17 protein-coding genes are annotated in these 21,110 nt (G+C 44.4%); 11 read left to right on the top strand and 6 right to left on the bottom strand.

Annotated features, from left to right (window positions below; all coding sequences use genetic code 11):
• Positions 1-176 precede the first annotated feature (176 nt).
• Both M1E06_RS17895 and putP read right to left on the bottom strand, forming a co-directional pair.
• Positions 177-869 carry an MgtC/SapB family protein gene (locus tag M1E06_RS17895; protein WP_020450464.1) on the bottom strand — a complete coding sequence of 231 codons (693 nt, stop codon included), beginning with the start codon at positions 867-869 and terminating at the stop codon, positions 177-179.
• 219 nt (positions 870-1,088) lie between these two features.
• Positions 1,089-2,570, bottom strand: a complete 1,482-nt coding sequence (gene putP, locus M1E06_RS17890; protein ID WP_020450465.1) for a sodium/proline symporter PutP — start codon at positions 2,568-2,570, stop codon at positions 1,089-1,091.
• A 441-nt stretch (positions 2,571-3,011) separates the two neighbouring features.
• On the opposite strand from putP, the gene gatC reads away from it, so the two are divergent.
• The 5 genes from gatC to M1E06_RS17865 all read left to right on the top strand — a co-directional run bounded on the left by gatC (position 3,012) and on the right by M1E06_RS17865 (position 6,974).
• Positions 3,012-3,302 (top strand): Asp-tRNA(Asn)/Glu-tRNA(Gln) amidotransferase subunit GatC, encoded by a 291-nt coding sequence (gene gatC, locus M1E06_RS17885; protein WP_003179590.1) that lies wholly within the window; start codon positions 3,012-3,014, stop codon positions 3,300-3,302.
• Positions 3,303-3,324: 22 nt separating this feature from the next.
• Positions 3,325-4,782, top strand: coding sequence for an Asp-tRNA(Asn)/Glu-tRNA(Gln) amidotransferase subunit GatA (gene gatA, locus M1E06_RS17880; RefSeq protein WP_023855604.1), 1,458 nt, complete (start codon positions 3,325-3,327; stop codon positions 4,780-4,782).
• A 13-nt stretch (positions 4,783-4,795) separates the two neighbouring features.
• Positions 4,796-6,226 carry an Asp-tRNA(Asn)/Glu-tRNA(Gln) amidotransferase subunit GatB gene (gene gatB, locus M1E06_RS17875; protein ID WP_020450467.1) on the top strand — a complete coding sequence of 477 codons (1,431 nt, stop codon included), beginning with the start codon at positions 4,796-4,798 and terminating at the stop codon, positions 6,224-6,226.
• Positions 6,227-6,393: 167 nt separating this feature from the next.
• A complete protein-coding gene (locus M1E06_RS17870; protein ID WP_025810340.1) occupies positions 6,394-6,696 on the top strand; it encodes a DUF2089 family protein in 303 nt (100 codons plus the stop codon).
• A complete protein-coding gene (locus tag M1E06_RS17865; RefSeq protein WP_020450469.1) occupies positions 6,693-6,974 on the top strand; it encodes a hypothetical protein in 282 nt (93 codons plus the stop codon). Before M1E06_RS17870 ends, M1E06_RS17865 begins: the two co-directional genes overlap by 4 nt.
• A 72-nt stretch (positions 6,975-7,046) precedes the next feature.
• On the opposite strand, the gene M1E06_RS17860 is transcribed toward M1E06_RS17865, so the two are convergent.
• Together M1E06_RS17860 and M1E06_RS17855 are read right to left on the bottom strand one after the other, a co-directional pair.
• The gene (locus M1E06_RS17860; RefSeq protein ID WP_048350347.1) at positions 7,047-8,129 is read right to left on the bottom strand and encodes a glycoside hydrolase family 26 protein; all 1,083 of its coding nucleotides are present in this window, start codon (positions 8,127-8,129) and stop codon (positions 7,047-7,049) included.
• Positions 8,130-8,252: 123 nt separating this feature from the next.
• Entirely contained in the window at positions 8,253-9,101 is an 849-nt protein-coding gene (locus M1E06_RS17855; RefSeq protein ID WP_025810344.1) for a TetR/AcrR family transcriptional regulator, read from the bottom strand.
• A gap of 146 nt (positions 9,102-9,247) precedes the next feature.
• Between M1E06_RS17855 and M1E06_RS17850 the strand changes: the two genes are divergently transcribed.
• The gene (locus M1E06_RS17850; RefSeq protein ID WP_123032497.1) at positions 9,248-12,406 is read left to right on the top strand and encodes an efflux RND transporter permease subunit; all 3,159 of its coding nucleotides are present in this window, start codon (positions 9,248-9,250) and stop codon (positions 12,404-12,406) included.
• Positions 12,407-12,537: 131 nt separating this feature from the next.
• On the top strand, positions 12,538-12,738 hold the full coding sequence (locus M1E06_RS17845) for a hypothetical protein (protein ID WP_020450473.1): 201 nt from the start codon (positions 12,538-12,540) through the stop codon (positions 12,736-12,738).
• A 98-nt stretch (positions 12,739-12,836) separates the two neighbouring features.
• On the opposite strand, the gene M1E06_RS17840 is transcribed toward M1E06_RS17845, so the two are convergent.
• Entirely contained in the window at positions 12,837-13,379 is a 543-nt protein-coding gene (locus M1E06_RS17840) for a GNAT family N-acetyltransferase (protein ID WP_123032496.1), read from the bottom strand.
• Between the two features lie 13 nt (positions 13,380-13,392).
• Positions 13,393-14,346 (bottom strand): nucleoside hydrolase, encoded by a 954-nt coding sequence (locus M1E06_RS17835; RefSeq protein WP_043054160.1) that lies wholly within the window; start codon positions 14,344-14,346, stop codon positions 13,393-13,395.
• A gap of 198 nt (positions 14,347-14,544) precedes the next feature.
• Here M1E06_RS17835 and M1E06_RS17830 point away from each other — a divergent pair, with 198 nt between their 5' ends.
• The 4 genes from M1E06_RS17830 (at position 14,545) to M1E06_RS17815 (ending at position 20,746) form a co-directional block, all read left to right on the top strand.
• Positions 14,545-15,459 (top strand): diacylglycerol kinase, encoded by a 915-nt coding sequence (locus M1E06_RS17830; RefSeq protein WP_023855610.1) that lies wholly within the window; start codon positions 14,545-14,547, stop codon positions 15,457-15,459.
• A gap of 48 nt (positions 15,460-15,507) precedes the next feature.
• Positions 15,508-16,890, top strand: a complete 1,383-nt coding sequence (rlmD, locus tag M1E06_RS17825; protein ID WP_043054161.1) for a 23S rRNA (uracil(1939)-C(5))-methyltransferase RlmD — start codon at positions 15,508-15,510, stop codon at positions 16,888-16,890.
• A 286-nt stretch (positions 16,891-17,176) separates the two neighbouring features.
• Entirely contained in the window at positions 17,177-19,369 is a 2,193-nt protein-coding gene (locus M1E06_RS17820; protein ID WP_043054163.1) for a YecA family protein, read from the top strand.
• A 261-nt stretch (positions 19,370-19,630) separates the two neighbouring features.
• Positions 19,631-20,746 (top strand): MrcB family domain-containing protein, encoded by a 1,116-nt coding sequence (locus M1E06_RS17815; RefSeq protein ID WP_075213472.1) that lies wholly within the window; start codon positions 19,631-19,633, stop codon positions 20,744-20,746.
• The last annotated feature ends 364 nt before the right edge of the window (positions 20,747-21,110 follow it).

The raw sequence follows: 21,110 nt of genomic DNA, 5'->3' as shown, positions 1-21,110 counted from the left end.
TGATAAGGACTTACATATACAGGTTTTGCTTGTCTCATATTGTTTACTCGAACAGTTGAAAAGGGGAGAATGGAGGAAAATGAATAACTCCTCTAGGCGAGAGAAAGCCATCATCCTATAGAACCGACTGTCCATATTTATGATCCACAAAAAAAGCAGCCAAAGGGCTGCTTTTTTTAAAGCGTATCGCATTTTACGCCGACGACGCCGTCGATCGCTTTGATATCGTAATAGACATCGGTGACATACCGTTTCTTATGAACCATGATTTTCGTTTCCATGACCGGAAATTCATTATCGCGCATATCATCGATCCGGACGGAATGAATCCGGATTTTTTTCGCTTTCATTTCCTTGAGGATATCCGTCAGTTTATCCTTGTCATTCAGAGACATGCGGACGCGGATTTCTTTTTCCTGCAATCGGTTCGGGCCGATTTTGCCGACGATCCACGGCAAAAACTCGACGCTGATTAAAATGAAAATGAGACTGACAAATGCTTCTTTATAAAAGCCCGCTCCGATGGCGACGCCGAGGCCGGCTGCTCCCCAGATCATCGCTGAAGTGGTCAGGCCGGAAATGACGTCGTTGCTTTTGCGTAAGATCACGCCCGCTCCGATGAAGCCGATCCCCGATATGATTTGTGCGGGAAGCCGCAAAGGGTCCATCATAATTCTGTTCGACTTTGGAAAATGGTATGCCGCATCAATGCTGATCATTGTCAGAACACAGGAACTGATCGCAATCACGATGCACGTTTTTAAGCCGAGCGGCTTGTTTTTCAGCTCCCTTTCGAGACCGATGACCATTCCGATTAATGTTGCGATGCCAAGCTTCAACAGTGTTTCTGTTTCAATATGCCAATCCATGCCCATGATCTCCTTTCCGACAATATCTTATATGATTGATATGATTTTCTCACAGACGCTATGGATCGACAACTGTTTTTGAAGGGGATGTCGCGGAACCATTCATCAGCAAGAAAGCCCAATACTCCTACCATTATATTGCCGGTGTGGCATCAAAAGAATTCCGTCTGAGCAAAAAAGCCGCCGGATATCGCCCGGCGGCTTTCATTGCCTGATCATTTAAGAATGTTCTTCCTCATGCGTCTGTTCCATTTCTTCAAACATATCTCTTGCTTCTTTTGCCGGCTTGTTCGTGATCATGCTGACAGCGTAAACGACAATCAAGCTCAGGAAGAAACCAGGGATCATTTCATAGATTCCCGTCTTCTCCTGCAGACCGGTCAGAATGCAAATCAGCACGGTCACGGCTCCTGTGATCATACCGGCCAATGCGCCCCACTGGTTCATCCGCTTCCAGTACAAGCTGAGAAGGATGGCGGGTCCGAATGCGGAACCAAACCCGGCCCACGCATAGCCGACCAAATCAAGGATCGTGTTGTTCGGTGTCAGAGACAGAAGGATCGCGATGACGGCGACAAGCAGAACGCTCAGACGTCCGACAAGAACGAGTTCCTTATCCGAAGCTTTGCGCCGGAAAAACGTCCGGTAAAAATCTTCCGTCATGGCGCTTGATGTGACAAGCAGCTGGGAAGACACCGTACTCATAATCGCCGCGAGCAAAGCGGAAAGCAAAAATCCGGTAATCAGCGGATGGAATAATACCTTTGAGAACACGATAAAAATCGTTTCCGGATCTTTAAGCGCTGTACCCGTTTCATGGACATACGCCACACCGATCAGTCCGACAAGCAGTGCGCCGATTACGGAGATGATCATCCAGCCCATTGCGATGCGGCGCGCAGGCTTCAGCTCTTTTACGGATGAAATCGCCATAAAGCGGACGATAATATGCGGCTGACCGAAATAGCCCAGTCCCCAGGCGAGAAATGAAATAATGCTAATGACGGTCGTTCCTTTGAAGAAATCGAGCAAGCTTGGATTGATTTCTTCGATCACATTGAAAGTCGGCGTAATTCCGCCTAATTGAGTAAAGGCAACGATCGGCACGAGCACTAAAGCGATAAACATAATCAAACCTTGCACAAAGTCAGTCAGACTGACGGCCAAAAACCCTCCGAACAGCGTATAAGCAATCACGACTGCTGCCGTTAAGAAAAGACCCATTTTATAATCGAGGCCGAACGCCGTTTCAAACAGTCTTCCTCCGGACACCATACCCGCCGACGTGTACAGTGTGAAAAACACCATAATGACGATGGCTGATGCCAGGCGCAAGATTCTCGTCGTATCATTAAACCGATTTTCGAAAAAATCCGGAATTGTAATCGCATCGTTTGCTACTTCTGTATATGTGCGCAGCCGGGGAGCGACAACCAAGTAGTTCACATAAGCTCCGATTGTTAAACCGACGGCAAGCCAGGCGCTCGAAAGTCCTGTCACATACATGGCTCCGGGCAGTCCCATCAGCATCCATCCGCTCATGTCCGACGCGCCGGCCGATAAAGCCGTAACAGCAGGCCCAAGACCTCTGCCGCCGAGCATGTAGTCATTCAAATTGGATGTCTTTCTGTAGGAATACCAGCCGATTAAGAGCATCGCGGCAAAATAAATCCCTAACGAAATAAATATTTCAACACTCACGTTTCATATCTCTCCTCTTTAAAAATAATGTGGCATCACCTCTTTAAAATTTTCGACAATACTGACTTGCGGTACGAAGAAAATTGCAGGGCCCCCTCTTTAAAAAATCAAGTATTGGAATTAAGGCGCTGCCGGTTAGATCGTACTTAGTTACCTAACCTATCAAACTATTCCCCATCAATCAACCGTGAAAAACATCCGATTTTATTGAAAAAGAGCGTGATGGTTCTGATAAGCATCATAATGAAAACGCTTACAAATATTATATAAAGTAAAAATATTCTGAATATTAGTACGTGCTATTTTACTGAATTTTTCATGTGCGATAAAATAAAAGCCGCCTAATGGGGCGAAGATCGTGGTTTTGTTGATTTAGAAGGCTAAAATTTGATATGATCAGTATTATGACTAAGCGAGAATAACCTTGGAGGTGTTTTTAGTATGTCGCGTATTTCTATAGAAGAAGTAAAGCATGTCGCCCATCTTGCCAGACTGGCGATTACGGACGAAGAAGCGGCGATGTTTACCGAACAGCTTGACAGCATTATTTCATTTGCAGAAGAGCTGAACGAAGTCGATACAGAGAATGTTAAACCAACAACGCACGTATTGCAAATGAAGAATATCATGAGGGAAGATGTCCCTGATAAAGGACTTCCGGTTGAGGACGTTGTCAAAAACGCGCCTGATCATAAAGACGGCTACATCCGCGTGCCGTCAATCTTGGACTGAATAAAGGAGGGAGCGAGAAAACATGTCACTGTTTGACCATAAAATATCTGAATTAAAACGTCTCATACATAATAAAGAGATCAGCATATCAGATTTAGTCGATGAATCTTACAAACGGATTCACGAAGTTGACGGAAAGGTACAAGCCTTTTTGCAGCTTGATGAAGAAAAAGCCCGCGCATACGCCAAAGAATTGGACGAAGCGCTTGATACCCGTGATGAGCACGGCCTTCTTTTCGGGATGCCGATCGGTATTAAGGACAATATCGTAACAAAGGATCTGCGGACAACGTGCGCAAGCAAAATTCTCGAGAACTTTGACCCGATCTATGATGCAACCGTTGTTGAGCGTCTTCACGAAGCTGAAGCGGTCACCATCGGAAAGCTGAACATGGATGAATTCGCGATGGGCTCTTCCACAGAAAACTCAGGCTTTAAAAAGACAAAAAACCCGTGGAATCTCGAAACTGTTCCGGGTGGATCAAGCGGAGGCTCTGCGGCTGCGGTTGCGGCCGGGGAAGTGCCGTTTTCACTTGGATCTGACACGGGCGGATCGATTCGCCAGCCGGCATCTTTCTGCGGCGTCGTCGGCTTAAAGCCTACATATGGACGCGTTTCCAGATACGGCCTTGTCGCATTTGCTTCTTCATTGGATCAAATCGGCCCGATCACAAGATCTGTCGAAGACAACGCCTACCTTCTTCAGGCGATTTCAGGCGTCGACAAAATGGATTCGACGAGCGCCAATGTGGACGTGCCCGACTATCTGTCAGCGTTAACCGGCGACATTAAAGGACTTAAAATCGCCGTGCCGAAAGAATACCTCGGCGAAGGAGTGGGAGAAGAAGCGAGAAATTCCGTGCTTGAAGCGCTGAAAGTGCTCGAAAGCCTTGGCGCGACATGGGAAGAAGTATCGCTTCCGCACAGCAAATACGCGCTGGCGACTTACTACCTGCTTTCTTCATCTGAAGCATCGGCAAACCTGGCGCGCTTCGACGGCATCCGCTACGGCTACCGCACGGACAATGCCGACAACCTGATCGACCTGTACAAACAAACGCGTTCCGAAGGATTCGGAAACGAAGTGAAACGCCGCATCATGCTCGGCACGTTCGCGCTCAGCTCAGGCTACTATGATGCGTACTATAAAAAAGCGCAAAAAGTCAGAACGCTGATCAAAAAGGACTTTGAAGACGTATTTGCAAACTATGACGTTATCATCGGACCAACAACGCCGACGCCGGCATTTAAAATCGGCGAAAAAACGAGCGATCCGCTGACCATGTACGCCAATGACATTCTGACGATTCCTGTCAACCTTGCGGGCGTACCGGGAATCAGCGTACCGTGCGGCTTGGCGAACGGCTTGCCGCTCGGCCTGCAAATCATCGGCAAACACTTTGACGAAAGCACAGTATACCGCGTCGCCCATGCATTCGAACAGGCGACAGACCACCATAAAGCAAAACCTGAACTGTAAGGGGTGAAAAAACATGAACTTTGAAACGGTAATCGGACTTGAAGTCCACGTGGAGCTCAAAACAAAATCGAAAATTTTCTCCAGTTCTCCAACGCCATTCGGCGCGGCGGCCAACACGCAGACAAGCGTTATCGACTTAGGCTATCCGGGTGTACTGCCTGTGTTGAACAAAGAAGCCGTTAATTTCGCGATGAAAGCCGCGATGGCGCTCAACTGTGAAATTGCGACAGAAACGAAATTCGACCGGAAAAACTATTTCTACCCCGACAACCCGAAAGCTTATCAAATTTCTCAATTTGATAAACCGATCGGCGAAAACGGCTGGATCGAAATCGAAGTCGGCGGAAAAACGAAGCGCATCGGCATCACCCGCCTTCATTTGGAAGAGGATGCGGGAAAACTGACGCATACAGGCGACGGCTACTCCCTTGTCGACTATAACCGCCAGGGAACACCGCTCGTTGAAATCGTCTCCGAGCCCGATATCAGAACGCCTGAAGAAGCTTACGCCTACCTTGAAAAACTGAAATCAATCATTCAGTATACAGGCGTTTCCGATTGTAAGATGGAAGAGGGCTCGCTCCGCTGCGACGCCAACATCTCGCTCCGTCCGATCGGACAAGAGGAGTTCGGCACAAAGACAGAGCTGAAAAACCTGAACTCATTCGCCTTTGTTCAAAAAGGCCTTGAGCACGAAGAAAAACGCCAGGCGCAAGTTCTTTTGTCAGGCGGTGTCATTCAGCAGGAGACGCGCCGCTATGATGAAGCGTCCAAAACGACGATTTTAATGAGGGTCAAAGAGGGATCTGACGACTACCGCTACTTCCCTGAGCCTGATCTTGTCGAGCTTTACATTGACGATGAGTGGAAACAGCGCGTGAAAGACAGCATTCCTGAGCTTCCGGACGAGCGCCGCAAGCGCTACATCGAAGAGCTTGGCCTGCCTGCCTATGACGCGAAAGTGCTCACTTTGACAAAAGAAATGTCCGACTTCTTCGAAGCAGCTGTCGAAAAAGGCGCAGACGCGAAGCTGGCGTCGAACTGGCTGATGGGTGAAGTGTCGGCTTACTTGAACGCTCAGCAACAAGAGCTTGCGGATGTTGCGCTCACGCCTGAAGGCCTTGCCGGATTGGTCAAGCTGATCGAAAAAGGCACGATTTCATCGAAAATCGCGAAAAAAGTCTTCAAAGAATTGATCGAAAAAGGCGGAGACGCAGAAAAAATCGTCAAAGAAAAAGGCCTTGTGCAAATTTCTGACGAAGCGACGCTCAGAAAGCTTGTCACAGAAGCGCTCGACAACAATCCGCAATCGATCGAAGACTTTAAAAACGGAAAAGACCGTGCGATCGGCTTCCTTGTCGGCCAAATCATGAAAGCCTCAAAAGGACAAGCGAACCCGCCGATGGTCAACAAGCTTCTTCTTGAAGAGATTAATAAACGATAAAAAAACAGACTTATGCTACTTAAATGGAGGTCCTCATATTGGGGACCTTTTTTTATTTGTGTAAAGATGTAAATAAATAAAATTAAAATTTATTTGAACTTTATTTAGATATATATTATCATTAATTTAAGTTTTGTTTTTAAATTTATTGATAAGAGGGGCTGTCTATGGAAAGAAAAGATGTACCCGAATGGATATTGGCTTTAGAAGAAGAGGATGTAGAATTTATTAAAAATTTTATGCTGAAATCTGGTTCGTTAAAAGAAATTGCAAAGAGTTATCAAGTATCCTATCCAACAGTTAGGGTTAGGTTGGATCGATTAATACAAAAAATTCAACTCATTGATGAATTGGAAAATGAGACTTTTGTTCATTTTATTAAACAGTTAGCTATCGATGATCAGATAAGTCTGGAAAATGCAAAGTTAATCATTGAGAAATATAAAAAAGAGCGGGGTGTTCATAAATGAATACTATATATATACTACTGATCGGATTTGCAATACTGGGAATTCAATATTTTTTATCGACCAGAAATCGTACTTTTTGGGGAGCTATACTGCCAACAGCTTATATCATTTTTCTCGTTGCATTATCCATTCATGAAGGAAAATCTTTCGCATCATTTTATCTTCCTCTTATTGGCGGACTGGCTTTATTGCTGGGGGAATGGATTAAAGGCAGAGAAGCTTTGAAAAAAAAGCAGGAAAGAGAAATGAGAGTTATGAAAGCCATGGATATTAAATAACAGGACCAGCCTCAAAAGGACAGAACAAGCTGCTTAAAAAACCTTGGAGAATAATTCTCCAAGGTTTTTTCGTTATTCCACAACAGGCGTCAAAGAACCGCCGTCCCAGATGTCTCCTTTATTCAGCGTCCATGGATGAAGATAGAGGGCGCCCGCTCCCTTATTCACAGCAGGGCTCCACCCATCGTTCCACGCCAGGAAGTACGTCGTATTCGGGTATTTCTCTTTGATTGCATGGATAAACCGCGCGTAATCCAGCCCGCCGTTTGTCGTCTGTGGCCCGACCTCTGTAAAGGCAAACGGCTTGTTCAGAGATGTGAGCTGATCGTAGCCATCAATGGCGTGCGGGTCATCAAAATAAGCGTCAAGCCCGACGATGTCAACATATGATGCGCCCGGATAAAAGTCTGTTTTAAAGTCTCTGTTGGCGTCAGGCGCATACACCCACAACAGATGATCCAAGCCTCTTGTCTTTGTCATATAGTCATAGATTTTCACATAGAGCCGTTTGTATAAGGAGATTCTCGCGCTGTCTTTTTGATTATATTGCGTCAGCCCCCACCAGAACCATTCGCCGTTCATTTCATGAAGGGGTCTGAATAGAACGGGTACGCCTTCATTTTCAAGCTCCTGAAGGCCATCGGCGATTTTGCTCAGCATCGCCTCAAGCCGTTTTCCTTCGGGCGTGGAAGAATCTAAAATTCTCTCATACTGGCTGTTTGAAATCTGAGTTTTATAATGACCCGAAGTAAACGCGGGGTTTGCGAGGTGCAGGCTGATTTGCGGAATGCCTCCGCTTTTCCAGTATGCGATCAAGTCGCTGTTGCAGCTGTAGTCAATCGTATCGGCGATCTCTTCCGGCTCCAGCCATCCCCTTGCATAATCGCAGCCGTATATGGCTGGCAGCTGTCCTGTTGCCTGTTTGATCCGGTCGGCTTCAGTCAGCGAAAATGTGTCGAGGCTGTATCCTCCGAATGCCCCGGACATCACTCGGTTTTCCGTCCGATTGGGCAGGTGGGCAAGCCAGTTCATCACCGCTTTCGTCGTCGGCTGGGCATTCGGATTCACCGGAGAAACGGTGTGTGCGTAGCTCGGCTGCGAAACGGCAAAAGCAAGGAGCAGCGCGAAGATAGAGCAAACGATGCTTTTTTTCACTAAGGTAAAACCCCCTAAAAATCTAGATTGTCTTAAGCGATCTTATTATACATGCTGTTTCCAAAATATTCATGGTCAGATCGTCGTATTGTAGGGAAATAAAAAAACAGCCATCAGGCTGTTTTATGAATGAAGGAAACGGGTGATCATTCCATAGAGATGCTGGACATTGTCCTGATGCTCCAAATTTGTCAGCATGCCCTGGAGCACGGGGATGCGGGGCGAATCTTTTCTCAGCTCTTCCTCGATCACATCCAGTGTAATGAGAATGTCTTCCGGCAGCGCCGGCTGACGTTTGGCATCTTCAAGCTCCCGCAAAATCGTATGTTTATCGGCCGTACTGCCGGCGTTCCGGTAATAGCTGTACGTCCGTCCGGCCAGGATCGGCTGCTCCCCGTTTTGAACCATGCCATCAATCATGTCATCGATTCTTCTCATAATAAAATCCGCAAGTTCGTAAAAATCGATATCCAGTTCATTAAAGATAAACAAATTTTGATAAGACTGCACGATGCCTTGAACGATCACGGACAAGTCTGACAGATAGGGCTTCACAATGTCCCCGTAGGCTGCTGACAGCGCGTTTTTATACGTCTCGTGGAATTTTTGGCTGACATTTTTAAAATATTCTTCGATCTTGCTGTTTTCCGGGATGCTGTGTTCGCTGATCATCACGAGAATAAAGTCGCGGTGCTCCTTGCTCTCACTGAATTGATAAGCAATCTGCTCCTTGAACGTTTCCTTCGGAGGAAAATTCTTTTGCTGAATGATCTTCATATTTTCCATCGTTCGATCGATATAATACTTAATGATTGCAAGCAAAAGCGCTTCTTTCGACTTGAAATGCAGGTAGAAAGCTCCTTTTGAGATGTTGCATTCATTGGCGATGTCCTGAATCGTTGTGGAAGCAAACCCGTTTTTCGCGAACAGGTGCAGACCTGCTTTAATGATTTTTTCTTCTTTTTCTGTCATGAATGTACCCCTTTAACACTTCTTTAAAATTGAATAAATTTTAACATATATAAGTTGACGCTGTTTACTTTTGAAGTTTATTATTGTATAGAATGACCAGTCAGTCAATCTGTATTCTGAAAATGATATACACAATGGAGGTCGTAATGAATTCTATCATTAATTTTGTACTAAAGAACAAGTTCGCTGTGTGGCTGATGACGATTATTGTTACGGTTGCCGGCATTTATGCGGGTTTAAATATGAAGCAGGAATCAATTCCTGATGTGAACATGCCTTATTTGACCGTCAGCACGACATACCCCGGAGCCACTCCGAGCCAGGTAGCTGATGAAGTCACAAAGCCTGTTGAACAAGCCGTGCAAAACCTGGACGGCGTCAGCGTTGTGACGTCCACTTCGTATGAAAACGCATCATCGGTGATGATTGAATACGATTATGAAAAGGATATGGACAAAGCGAAGACGGAAGCCGCTGAAGCATTGGCGAATCTCGATCTGCCGGACAATGCGAAAGAGCCGAGCATTTCGCGCTACAGCATGAATTCCTTCCCGATCCTCGCGCTCAGCGTGTCCAGTGATAAAGACGATCTTCAAAGCTTGACGAAAAAAGTGGAAGACAGCCTCCTGACGAAGCTTGAAGGCCTTGAAGGCGTAGCTTCCGTTCAGCTTTCCGGACAGCAGGTTGAAGAAGTCGAATTTTCATTTAAAAAAGACAAATTGAAGCAATATGGGCTTGACGAGGATACAGTCAAGCAAGTGATTCAAGGATCTGATGTGACGACTCCGCTTGGGTTGTACACATTCGGGAAAGAAGAAAAATCGGTCGTCGTGAGCGGCGATATCGAAACAATTAAAGACTTGAAAAATATGAGAATTCCAGCGGCGTCTGCCGGAGGCGCAAGCGCGCAAGCCGGAGCGCAAAGTGCGCAAGCGGCCCAGGGCGCGCAGGCTCAAGCCGGAGCACAGAGCGCCGGACAAGCTCAGCAAAGCGCGGGAATCCCGACGGTTAAGCTGTCTGACATCGCAACGATTAAAGATGTCAAAAAAGCCGAATCCATTTCACGAACCAATGGTAAAGACAGCATTGGCATCAGCGTCATTAAAGCAAACGACGCCAATACCGTCGAGGTAGCCGACAACGTAAAAGCTGAACTCGAACAATTCAAAAAAGACCACAAAGGCTTCAAATACAGCTCGACATACGATCAAGCCGAACCGATCACCGAGTCGGTCGAGACGATGCTGAGCAAAGCGATTTTCGGAGCGATCTTTGCGGTTGTGATCATTCTCTTATTCCTAAGGGATATTAAATCAACATTAATCTCGGTCATTTCGATTCCATTGTCATTGTTAATCGCACTGCTCGTCTTGAACCAGCTTGATATCACGCTCAATATCATGACGCTCGGTGCCATGACGGTCGCCATCGGACGGGTTGTCGACGACTCGATCGTCGTCATTGAAAACATTTACCGCCGCATGAGGCTGAAAGATGAGCCGCTGCGCGGAAAAGCGCTCGTGCGCGAAGCGACGAAGGAAATGTTCATGCCGATCATGTCATCAACGATCGTGACGATCGCGGTATTCCTGCCGCTCGCACTCGTCGGCGGTCAAATCGGCGAATTGTTCCTGCCGTTTGCCTTAACGATTGTATTCGCGCTTGCCGCATCCCTGCTGATCGCGATCACGCTCGTGCCGATGCTTGCGCACACCCTCTTCAAAAAGTCGTTGACAGGTGCGCCGGTGAAGGCGAAAGAACACAAGCCTGGGGTACTGGCCAACTTCTACAAAAAAGTGTTGAATTGGTCGCTCAGCCATAAATGGATCACTTCGATCATCGCGGTTCTGATGCTGGTCGGAAGCTTGTTCCTCGTGCCGCTAATCGGAGCGAGCTACTTGCCTGCTACAAAAGATAAAATGGTGCAAATCACATACACTCCTGAACCGGGAGAAACGAAAAAAGAAGCGGAAAAAGAAGCGCAAAAAGCTGAAAAAGTACTATTGGACCGCAAACACGTCGATACGGTTCAATATACGTTAGGAGCGGGAAATCCGCTGATGGGCGGAAGCTCAAACGGCGCGTTGTTCTATATCAAATATGAGGAAGACACACCTGATTTTGATAAGGAAAAAGACAACGTCCTAAAAGACATTCAGAAGCAATCCAAACGCGGAGAATGGAAAACCCAGGATTTCAGCTCTTCAGGCAATAACAATCAGTTAACCTATTATGTGTACGGAGATTCAGAAAAAGAGATTAAAGGCACTGTAAAAGAGATCGAAAAGATTATGAAAGACCAAAAAGACCTGAAGAACGTAAACTCAGGCCTGTCCAGCACATATGACGAATTTACTTTTGTCGCTGACCAGGAGAAGCTAAGTAAACTTGGGTTAACGGCATCACAGATTTCTCAGGCGCTCATGAAAGAAACATCGCAGGCGCCGCTTACAACCGTGAAAAAAGACGGAAAAGATCTTGATGTCACGATTAAAACAGAAGAAGAAACATATAAAAGCGTCAAAGATTTAGAAAACAAGAAAATCACAACTCCGACCGGCCAGGAAGTAAAAATCGGCGATGTCGCGAAAGTGAAAGAAGGCACGACATCTGACACGATTTCAAAACGCGACGGCAAAATCTATGCCGATGTCACGGCGGAAGTCACATCTGAAAACGTCACAGCCGTATCAGTCGACGTACAGAAAAACATCGACAAGATCGAGCTGCCTGACAACGTCACAATCGATACAGGCGGCGTATCCGCTGATATCGAAGATTCCTTTACAAAACTCGGACTCGCGATGCTTGCGGCGGTCGCGATCGTCTACCTTGTGCTTGTGATTACATTCGGCGGAGCACTGGCGCCATTTGCGATCCTGTTCTCGCTGCCGTTTACGATTATCGGCGCCTTGGTGGGACTATACGTATCAGGAGAAACGATCAGCCTGAACGCAATGATCGGAATGCTGATGCTGATCGGAATCGTCGTCACAAACGCGATTGTCTTAATCGACCGCGTCATCCATAAGGAAGCGGAAGGGCTCTCAACGAGAGAAGCGCTCCTTGAAGCCGGCTCTACAAGGCTCCGTCCGATCCTGATGACAGCCATCGCCACAATCGGCGCCCTGATTCCATTGGCGCTCGGATTTGAAGGCGGCAGCCAGGTCATTTCAAAAGGACTCGGCGTCACCGTTATCGGCGGTTTGATCAGTTCGACGCTCCTTACCCTTCTGATCGTACCGATCGTATACGAAGTACTGGCGAAATTCCGCCGGAAAAAACCGGGTATGAAAGAAGAGTAAGTCGATAAAACAAAAACCCCTTGGAATGGTCCTTTCCAAGGGGTTTTTTCTTTGATGAGACGATCGTCGGTGTTTAACAAATATATCCTGTGTTATGCTTTGTTTAGAAAAGGCAACAGAGGAGGCAGTGAATGGAATCGAAAGGAAACAACGAACCAAGCCCCAAAGCCGTAAAGCGGCTCACCTGGATCATACCGATCGTGTTGATCGGAGTCATTTTTCTCTTGAAAAATATAAGAAATCCTGTGACTGATGTTTTATTTTATATTGTATGTGCAGGTGTTATCGCCTTAGTCATTTTCAGCATCATGAAAGAGACAAAAAGCAGATGAAAGCATGTTATGAGCTTGTCGATAAAGGTTGAAATGATCTTCATCGACAAGCTTTTTTAATGCTGCTGATTTCGTTTTCCAGCCCCGCAAAGAAGCAGTTAATCATTCGGATTGATTACCGCCAGCAGCTGATGGTCTTCCCATTTTCCGTTGATCTTAACGTTTTTCCGGGCGATGCCTTCTTTGTGAAAGCCCGCCTTCTTCAGCACCCGGATCGAGGCAAGATTACGGGGCATGACGCCGGCTTCGATGCGATGGAGCTTGAGATCTTGAAAGGCGAACTCGACCATCAGCTTGACGGCTTCTGTCGTGTAGCCTTTGCCGTTGTGTTTCTGATCCAAAAAATAGCCGATGAAGGCGCTTTGCAAGGAGCCGCGCAGTACCTGGAAAAGGTTGATCGTTCCGATCAGCGTATCGTTTGCAGGATCAAAGATGCCAAAATAATAATCTACATCGTTCTGCATATTTTCATATAAACTTTGAAGCCTCTTCTGTTGTCCTTCGATTGTATAAAACTCTTCGTTCCGCTCCATTGAAAACTGTTCAAAAAACGGGCGGTTTGCGTTCTGCAAGTCAAGGCAAGCCTCGGCGTCTTCAGCCGTGAGCGGCCTGATGTAAATGTTTGTCCCTTTTTTGATCATGGAAAGTCTCCTTTTATAAAGATGGAATGCGGTCGGCTTTTTTCATCAACTCTTCAAAATACGCAAAAAATTGATCCCTGTCGACTTGATCGACGACTTCGACCATTCTGCCGTGAGGATGCTCTTCTGTCGTTCCTTGGCGCGGGCTTTCCGTATGGACAACCGCCTTGACGCTGCGCGAGCGTGTCATATCGACTGTGCCGAGTGTCAGCGTCGTCAGCACATCCCAAAGGTAGTATGTCGAATTCGTCTCGTTATGGACAAGCGGCGGACACATCGCATAGCACTGGCCGATAAAATCGATCCCGACATGCTTTCTGAGGCTCGCCCAATGGGAGCGGATATCATTTGTCAATGGCACCTGGTTCGTGCTTTCAAGCGCGACCATTTCGATCTGAATATCGCGTTCGAACACCGTCTTGACGCTGTAAGGGTCCCAAAAGGCGTTCCATTCCGCCGTCCCGTCGTGCTCAGGCTCTTCCACATTTCCTTTCTCAAGGAAGGTGCCGCCCATCCAGACAAGCTTTGCAATATGCTTGATGATCTCAGGCTCTTCCTCAAGCGCCCTCGCCAAGTCTGTCAGCGGGCCGGTGAACAGCAGCGTCACCGGTTCCGGGCTCTGTTTGACGCATTCAATGAGATGGAGGTGAGCGGGCAGGTCTGACACAGGGGTCCGGACTTCGCCTTTTTCATTTAAAAGCGGCAGGGCGTCGACATAAAAAGCGTGCATGCGCCACTCCTTCGGGAACGGATGCACCCCTCTCGAATCGGATGCCGCAGTCTCGACCTGGTACGAACCGAAGCGGTCAATGATTTTTCGGCTGGCACTGAGAGCCGGCTCCAAATAGCAATCCGCCGGTATGACGGATGCTCCGATCAATTTGACATCTTCCATCTGCAATAGCAGAAATAAAGAGACGAGATCATCGACGCCTCCGTCATGGTTAAAATAAACGGGCTTTTTCACAGCAACATCTCCTTTTTCTTAATATTAATTATTTTACATCAATTAGATCCCGAAGTCTTTTTTACCATGAATTAGGGCATTTTATCTAAAATTAAACAAATAATAAAACCCATTTTGTTGCGATTTTTTCAACAACTAGTATAATTAAAGGTTGTTGGTAAAGAAATGATACGGATACTCTAATAGGATGATGAAAACATGAAACGTGCACGAATCATATACAATCCGACTTCCGGACGCGAAATTTTCAAAAAAAACCTTGCCCAAGTTCTGCAGAAGTTCGAGCAGGCAGGCTATGAAACGTCTTGCCATGCGACAACAGGGGAAGGGGATGCCGTACAGGCCGCCAGAAACGCCGCTGAGCGGGAATTTGACTTGATTGTTGCGGCCGGAGGAGACGGCACATTAAATGAAGTCATCAACGGACTGGCGCCGTTGGAACACCGTCCCAAGCTCGGAGTCATTCCGGTCGGAACGACGAATGACTTTGCGAGAGCGCTCGGCATTCCGCGCGAGGATATTTTAAAGGCGGTAAACACAATACTAGAGGGAGAAGCCCGTCCGATTGACATCGGCCGCGTCAACGGCCAATATTTCATCAATATTGCCGGCGGCGGACGCCTCACCGAACTGACATATGACGTACCAAGCAAATTGAAGACGATGCTCGGCCATCTTGCCTATTATTTAAAAGGAATGGAAATGCTCCTTCCTTCGCTAAGGCCGACCGAGGTCGAAATCGAATACGACGGCAAGCTGTTTGAAGGAGAAGTGATGCTGTTTCTCGTCATGCTGACGAACTCCGTCGGCGGCTTTGAGAAGCTTGCTCCAGACTCAAGCTTGAACGATGGCATGTTTGACCTCGTTATTTTAAAACGGGCAAACCTCGCCGAATTCATCAGACTTGTCGGACTTGCCCTCCGCGGCGAACATATCAATGACGAGCATATCATCTACACGAAAGCGAACCGCGTCAAAGTAACGGTCAAAGACAAAATGCTCCTCAACCTTGACGGCGAATACGGCGGCGAACTGCCGGGCGAATTCGAAAACCTCTACCGCCATATCGATGTCGTCATGTCAAAAGAAAAAGCGAGAAAATTGGATGATTGAACTTGGTCTAAAGAGCTGGCCAAGTTTTTCTTATAGCAGGTGAAAAAGATGAAACAAAAAGCCCCCGTTCAAAAAAATGAATATTACAATGTCGTATTTGAAGATTTAACACACGAAGGAGCCGGCGTCGCCAAAGTCGACGGCTTCCCGATTTTCGTGCCGAACGCGCTCCCTGACGAAAAGGCGCAGATCAAAGTGACCCGGGTCAAAAAAGGCTTCGCCTTCGGCCGCCTCATCGACTTGAAAGAAGAAAGCCGCTTTCGTACAGACGCGCCGTGCCCGATCTACAAGCAGTGCGGCGGCTGCCAGCTTCAGCACATCAACTATGAAGGCCAGCTTCTCTACAAGCAGAAGCAAGTCAAAGACGTGCTTGAGCGCATCGGCAAGCTCGATTTAAGCCGGATCACCGTCCACCCGACCCTCGGCATGGAAGACCCGTGGAACTACCGAAACAAAGCGCAGGTCCCTGTCGGCGAAAGAGAAGGCGGTCTGATCGCAGGTTTCTACCAGCAGCGCAGCCATGAAATCATCGACATGAACGAATGCCTGATCCAGCAGTCGGAAAACGACCGCGTCGTTCAGGCGATTAAAGAGATCTGCGGCAAATACGGCATCAAAGCGTACAACGAAGAACGCCACAAAGGCTGGCTCAGACACATCATGGTCAGATACGGCGCCGTCACAGGCGAAATGATGGTCGTCTTCATCACAAGGACAAACGACTTCCCGCACAAAGCGAAAATCGTCGAGGAGATCACCGCGGCATTCCCGCACGTCAAATCGATCGTCCAAAACATCAACCCGAAAAAAACAAACGTCATCTTCGGCGACGAAACAACCGTCATCTGGGGAGAAGAATACATTTACGACACCATCGGCGGCATCAAATTCGCCATCTCCGCCAGATCGTTCTACCAAGTCAACCCTCAGCAAACGAAAGTGCTCTACGACAAAGCGCTTGAATACGCCGAATTGAACGGCGAAGAAACAGTCATTGACGCCTACTGCGGCATCGGCACGATCTCGCTGTTTCTGGCGAAGCAGGCGAAAAAAGTATACGGCGTCGAAATTGTACCGGAAGCGATTGAGGACGCGAAGCGGAATGCCGAGTTGAACGGTATTGAGAACGCTGAGTTTGAAGTTGGCGAAGCTGAGGTCGTGATTCCGAAGTGGTATAAGGAAGGTATCAAGGCTGATACGCTTGTGGTTGACCCGCCGCGCAAAGGCTGCGATGAGGCATTGCTGCGGACGATTTTGGAGATGAAGCCGAAGCGTGTGGTTTATGTGTCTTGCAACCCGGGAACCTTGGCGCGCGATTTGCGGGTGCTTGAGGATGGCGGGTATGAGACGCTTGAAGTGCAGCCTGTTGATATGTTTCCGCATACTAGCCATGTGGAGTGTGTGGCGAAGTTGGTTTTAAAAGGTGATTGAGGGCAAAAGTTATAACCCCTCAACCTGTGTAAACTTATAGCAAATCTTAACTTCGATCTTATCAACGAAACGTAATAACATTTTAGAAGTTAAGGTGTTGAAGTTTAGAAAGTCCTTTAATTGTTCTATGATGGTAGAGATTTTACTTGTTGCGTCATTCTCTGCCATCTCTTTTTTTATTTCTGCTCGTTCTAACTCAAATTGTTGTATTTTTTCTTGAACCAAACTTATAAAATCATCATAATCCTGTTTTTAATATAGATTTAATTTTAAAGAGGTGAGGGAAATGAGTGAGTTAACTTATGAAAAGTTAAAGAAGGATATTAAAAATACAGATTTAGAGAGTGCTGCTACAACAATGCTAGGGCTGTATATATTTGATGAAGAAAAATTTGGAAAAAACTTATTGTTGAGCGGTTGTTTAACTGATCCTTTAAGCAGAAATTTTAAAGAAGAAGAATTAGTCTTTTTTTTAAAGGTATGTGGATTAGTGCTTAAATGTTTTGAGGATAGTGAAGGTGAATATGTAGAGGGGTTTAAAAATACGGTAGCTAAATTATATTGCACCATAAAGGATATCAACAAGGCTTCAAAAAGTAATGAAGCGAGGTTATTTAAGAATGACTTTTTAAAGTATCCATTTACAAAACAAATTCAAATGTTATGTACGTTTATAGAAAGTCAATCTTTTTATTCTAATAGAGATATGGGGAAGAGGATCCAAGCTCAAGGGTATGTAACCGGAATGGAACATGAGTTGCCAGTGTCTGAAAAAGAAGTTTCAGTTGCTGATATAATGGAAGCGAATTTAGAAATTTTTGACACGTTAGTTCGGTTACTTCACTATAAAGCAAATGGGAAAATTGATAATCAGGAAATTAAGTCTTATAATGACATATCTCCTTTTGGGATACCTAGTATTGAAGAGATAATGCATTTAGCTTTGCATAGAGGTTTTTTAGAAGAACTATGGTCAAGGATCAAGTATCAAAATTGGGAATTTAAACGATTTAAATTAGATGAAAGTAATCATGTGCATTATTATTGTCCTCCCAGTGATGACGATTACAAAAAAGAGAGAGTAGCCGTCATAAGGTATAAATATCGGGACTTTATCAATTATTCAAAACTAGTAAATTACAAAAAAATGTCTGAAACAATTAATGAACTTGAAAGAGCATCAATTTTTTCTTTATCCTCTCCTTCTTCAGTTTTTAAGTTAGATAAAGATGTATTTATTCTAGGGGAAAAAATAGCTGAAAGTGCTATAAGTGTAGCTTGGGATCAAATGGAAGACGATTTAGGTTCTTTAGTAGACCGTATAAAGATAGGGAAAGATAAGGATATAAATTTAAACGAACTATATGATGGAATAAAATATTTATTATCTTTAGCATATGTATATCGTACAAATGCACATTCAAAATTTGATGATAAGGACTTTACTTATTTATCACCAATATTTGAATTGAAAGATATAAAAAGGCATTTTTCAAAGTTATCTGGAATTAATATTGAAAAAGCTAATAATATAATTGACTTATTTGTTTTTAGACCAAAACCATTACTAGATATTTTTTCTCAGCCTCTTGTTTATATTGGGGATGAAAGAATAGTATTTACTCCCCACATTGTTATTCAGATGAACATTAATAGAATTGTTGGTAAACATTTATCTTGTTGGGGTGTAGATATTGCAAGTAAAGGGACTGAACTGGAGGATGAAATAAAAGCTTTATTAAGTTTTTCATCCCATTTTTCTATTAATAGATCACAGGTTAAGTTTTTAGCATACGATGGTAAGGATGTTGAATATGATCTAATTGCTACATTTGGCGGCAAAATAATATTGATAGAATTTAAATGTCTAAATCATCCCTTTTCTCCAAAAGAAGTTAAACAGAGGTACGATGATATACTTTACGGTGTAAGTCAGGTTAAAAGAAGAGAGAATATATTAATCCGTCAGTGGGAGGAAGTTCAAAAATATATAGATATTCCTTTACCTAAAACTCCTCCTAAAGCAGACGATATAGTAAAAATAGTTTGTACTAATATCTTTGAGTTTACAGGCAGAATAGAAGAAGATGTATATATTACAGATGTATCCTCTTTTATCAAGTTCTTTTTAGACCCTAAAATTGAAGAAATAAAGTTAGAATTAAATACAACTAGTGTTATTAGTGAGGCTAAACTGTGGAGTGGAGAACCAACACTGGAAGGTCTTCTAGAGTATTTACAATCTCCTATTGCAGTTGGTGGAGTATTGGAAAAGCTTAAAGAAGTGCCAAGAGAGATACCGCTTATTGATAAGGACGACCCCCACTTAGCATTTAAAGATTATGTATTAGAGGAAAATCCTTATGACTTTGCAGTTTTATCTAAATACAAAGATAGTTATCAAGGTGAAAAAGTTGGTCGAAACAAACCGTGTCCTTGTGGAAGTGGGAAAAAATTCAAAAAATGTCATGGGGAATAATTTTCAGATAATGTATTTAAGTCTGAAGTAGGTATAGTTGCCAAATTAAATTATAACTGTGAAATGTATTCAACACATGTGGAATTTGTGGCTGTACTTGTTAAAAAAGATAAATACAAGCTTGAAAAAATAAGCTCTCCAACCCAGGAGAGGCTTATAATGTTATAAGAAGGTTCCATTTCTTGCATAAAGTCCTACTTAATAAAGAGGTGTAACAAAATAGAACACAAAATCTCGAATCAACTAACGATTAGTGAACAAATGAAGCGCGTTTTATCAACATATCAACAAGCAAAAAATGAGAATTTTAAGGGACACCTTTTGTCACACCTTATTTGTCATGAAATAAAGGATACTCTTTTTAAAGTTGTTGACTTAGATCCTAATATATATCATGTAGCAGGTTCAGTTGGAAAAGGCCGTTGGGCTGAGATTCCTTGGGTTTCAATTTTTATAAAGAATTTAACGACTTCGGCGACAAGAGGCTACTATATTGTTTACTTATTTAGAGCAGATGGAAGTGGTGTTTATGTTAGTTTGTATCAGGGGTGGACATATTTCAAGGAGAAGTATGGTACAAAGATAGGTAGGGCCAAAATCCAAAAAACAGCTTCTATTATTAGAGAAAAACTAAATACCATACCTCAAAATATGAGTCTTTCAAATATCAATTTAAAGGGTGAAGGTAATCTTGCGAGGGGATATGAGTTAGGACATGTATGTGGTCGTTTTTATGATATAAGCGATTTTCCGAGTTCAGAAGACATTATAAGCGATTTACAAGCACTATTAGTTACATACAAAGAAATAGAAGGTCTTATCGGAAATCGATCGATAGAACAGTTTAATGATTTTATTTTGTTGCAGGAAGACGGCCAATTTTTAGAAGACCGGGTTAACGAAGAGGAGTATCAGATAGCGGCTCAAACCTTCATCATATCCGAGAATTCGAATGTGGCATATGAAGTCAGTCAAAAGAGAGAACGTCCGCAACCAATCATTAATCAAGGTGGTCAAAGGCAATGGACAAGAAATGCAAGTCTTGCCTCAAAATCTATGATGCTTTCGAACTACACTTGTGAAATTGATCATTCCCACAAAACTTTTATCTCTAAATCTACCAACAAGCCTTATGTTGAATGTCATCATCTTGTCCCTATCGCTAAGCAAGTGGAGTTCAAATATGACTTAGATCAACTAGCAAACTTGGTAAGCCTATGTCCACACTGTCATCGTCTGATTCATTATGGTCAAGATGAGGAGAAAGAAAAACTGTTGAAAAAATTGTATGATCAGCGGAAGGATCACTTAAAAAAGATAGGAATTGAAATTACCTTTTCAGAACTTAAACGAATATATGAAATATCGAATATTTAGATTCAGATTAAAAGCTTTGGGCAAGCGTACCAAGGCTTTTTGCTATTTAACCAATATACGCTATCATAGTGCCACTTCACTAATTGACAAAAGACCATTACAAAAATTCACACGTATAATAAGATCATTTTAAAATAGATAACAATCTTAAAGAGAAAGAGTGGCTCGGCATGAGCAAGGTCGGTTTAGAAGTGGTTGCGGGGGTGTTAAACGAACTCCTTTTGGCAATTAAAAAGCATAAATATTGCACACGCGAAGTCAATGTTTTTCGAAATGGAAGAGAATTAGAATCTCCTTCTCGCTGCTTGAGGAGTGATGTCGGATGATGTTTTGCTGTGGACGATGATTGAGATAAAGCCGAGGC

It is taken from the genome of Bacillus sp. AK124 (genome assembly GCF_053903085.1).
The sequence above is the reverse complement of the archived record's forward strand: the minus strand, read 5'-3'. Positions and strand labels throughout refer to the sequence as shown.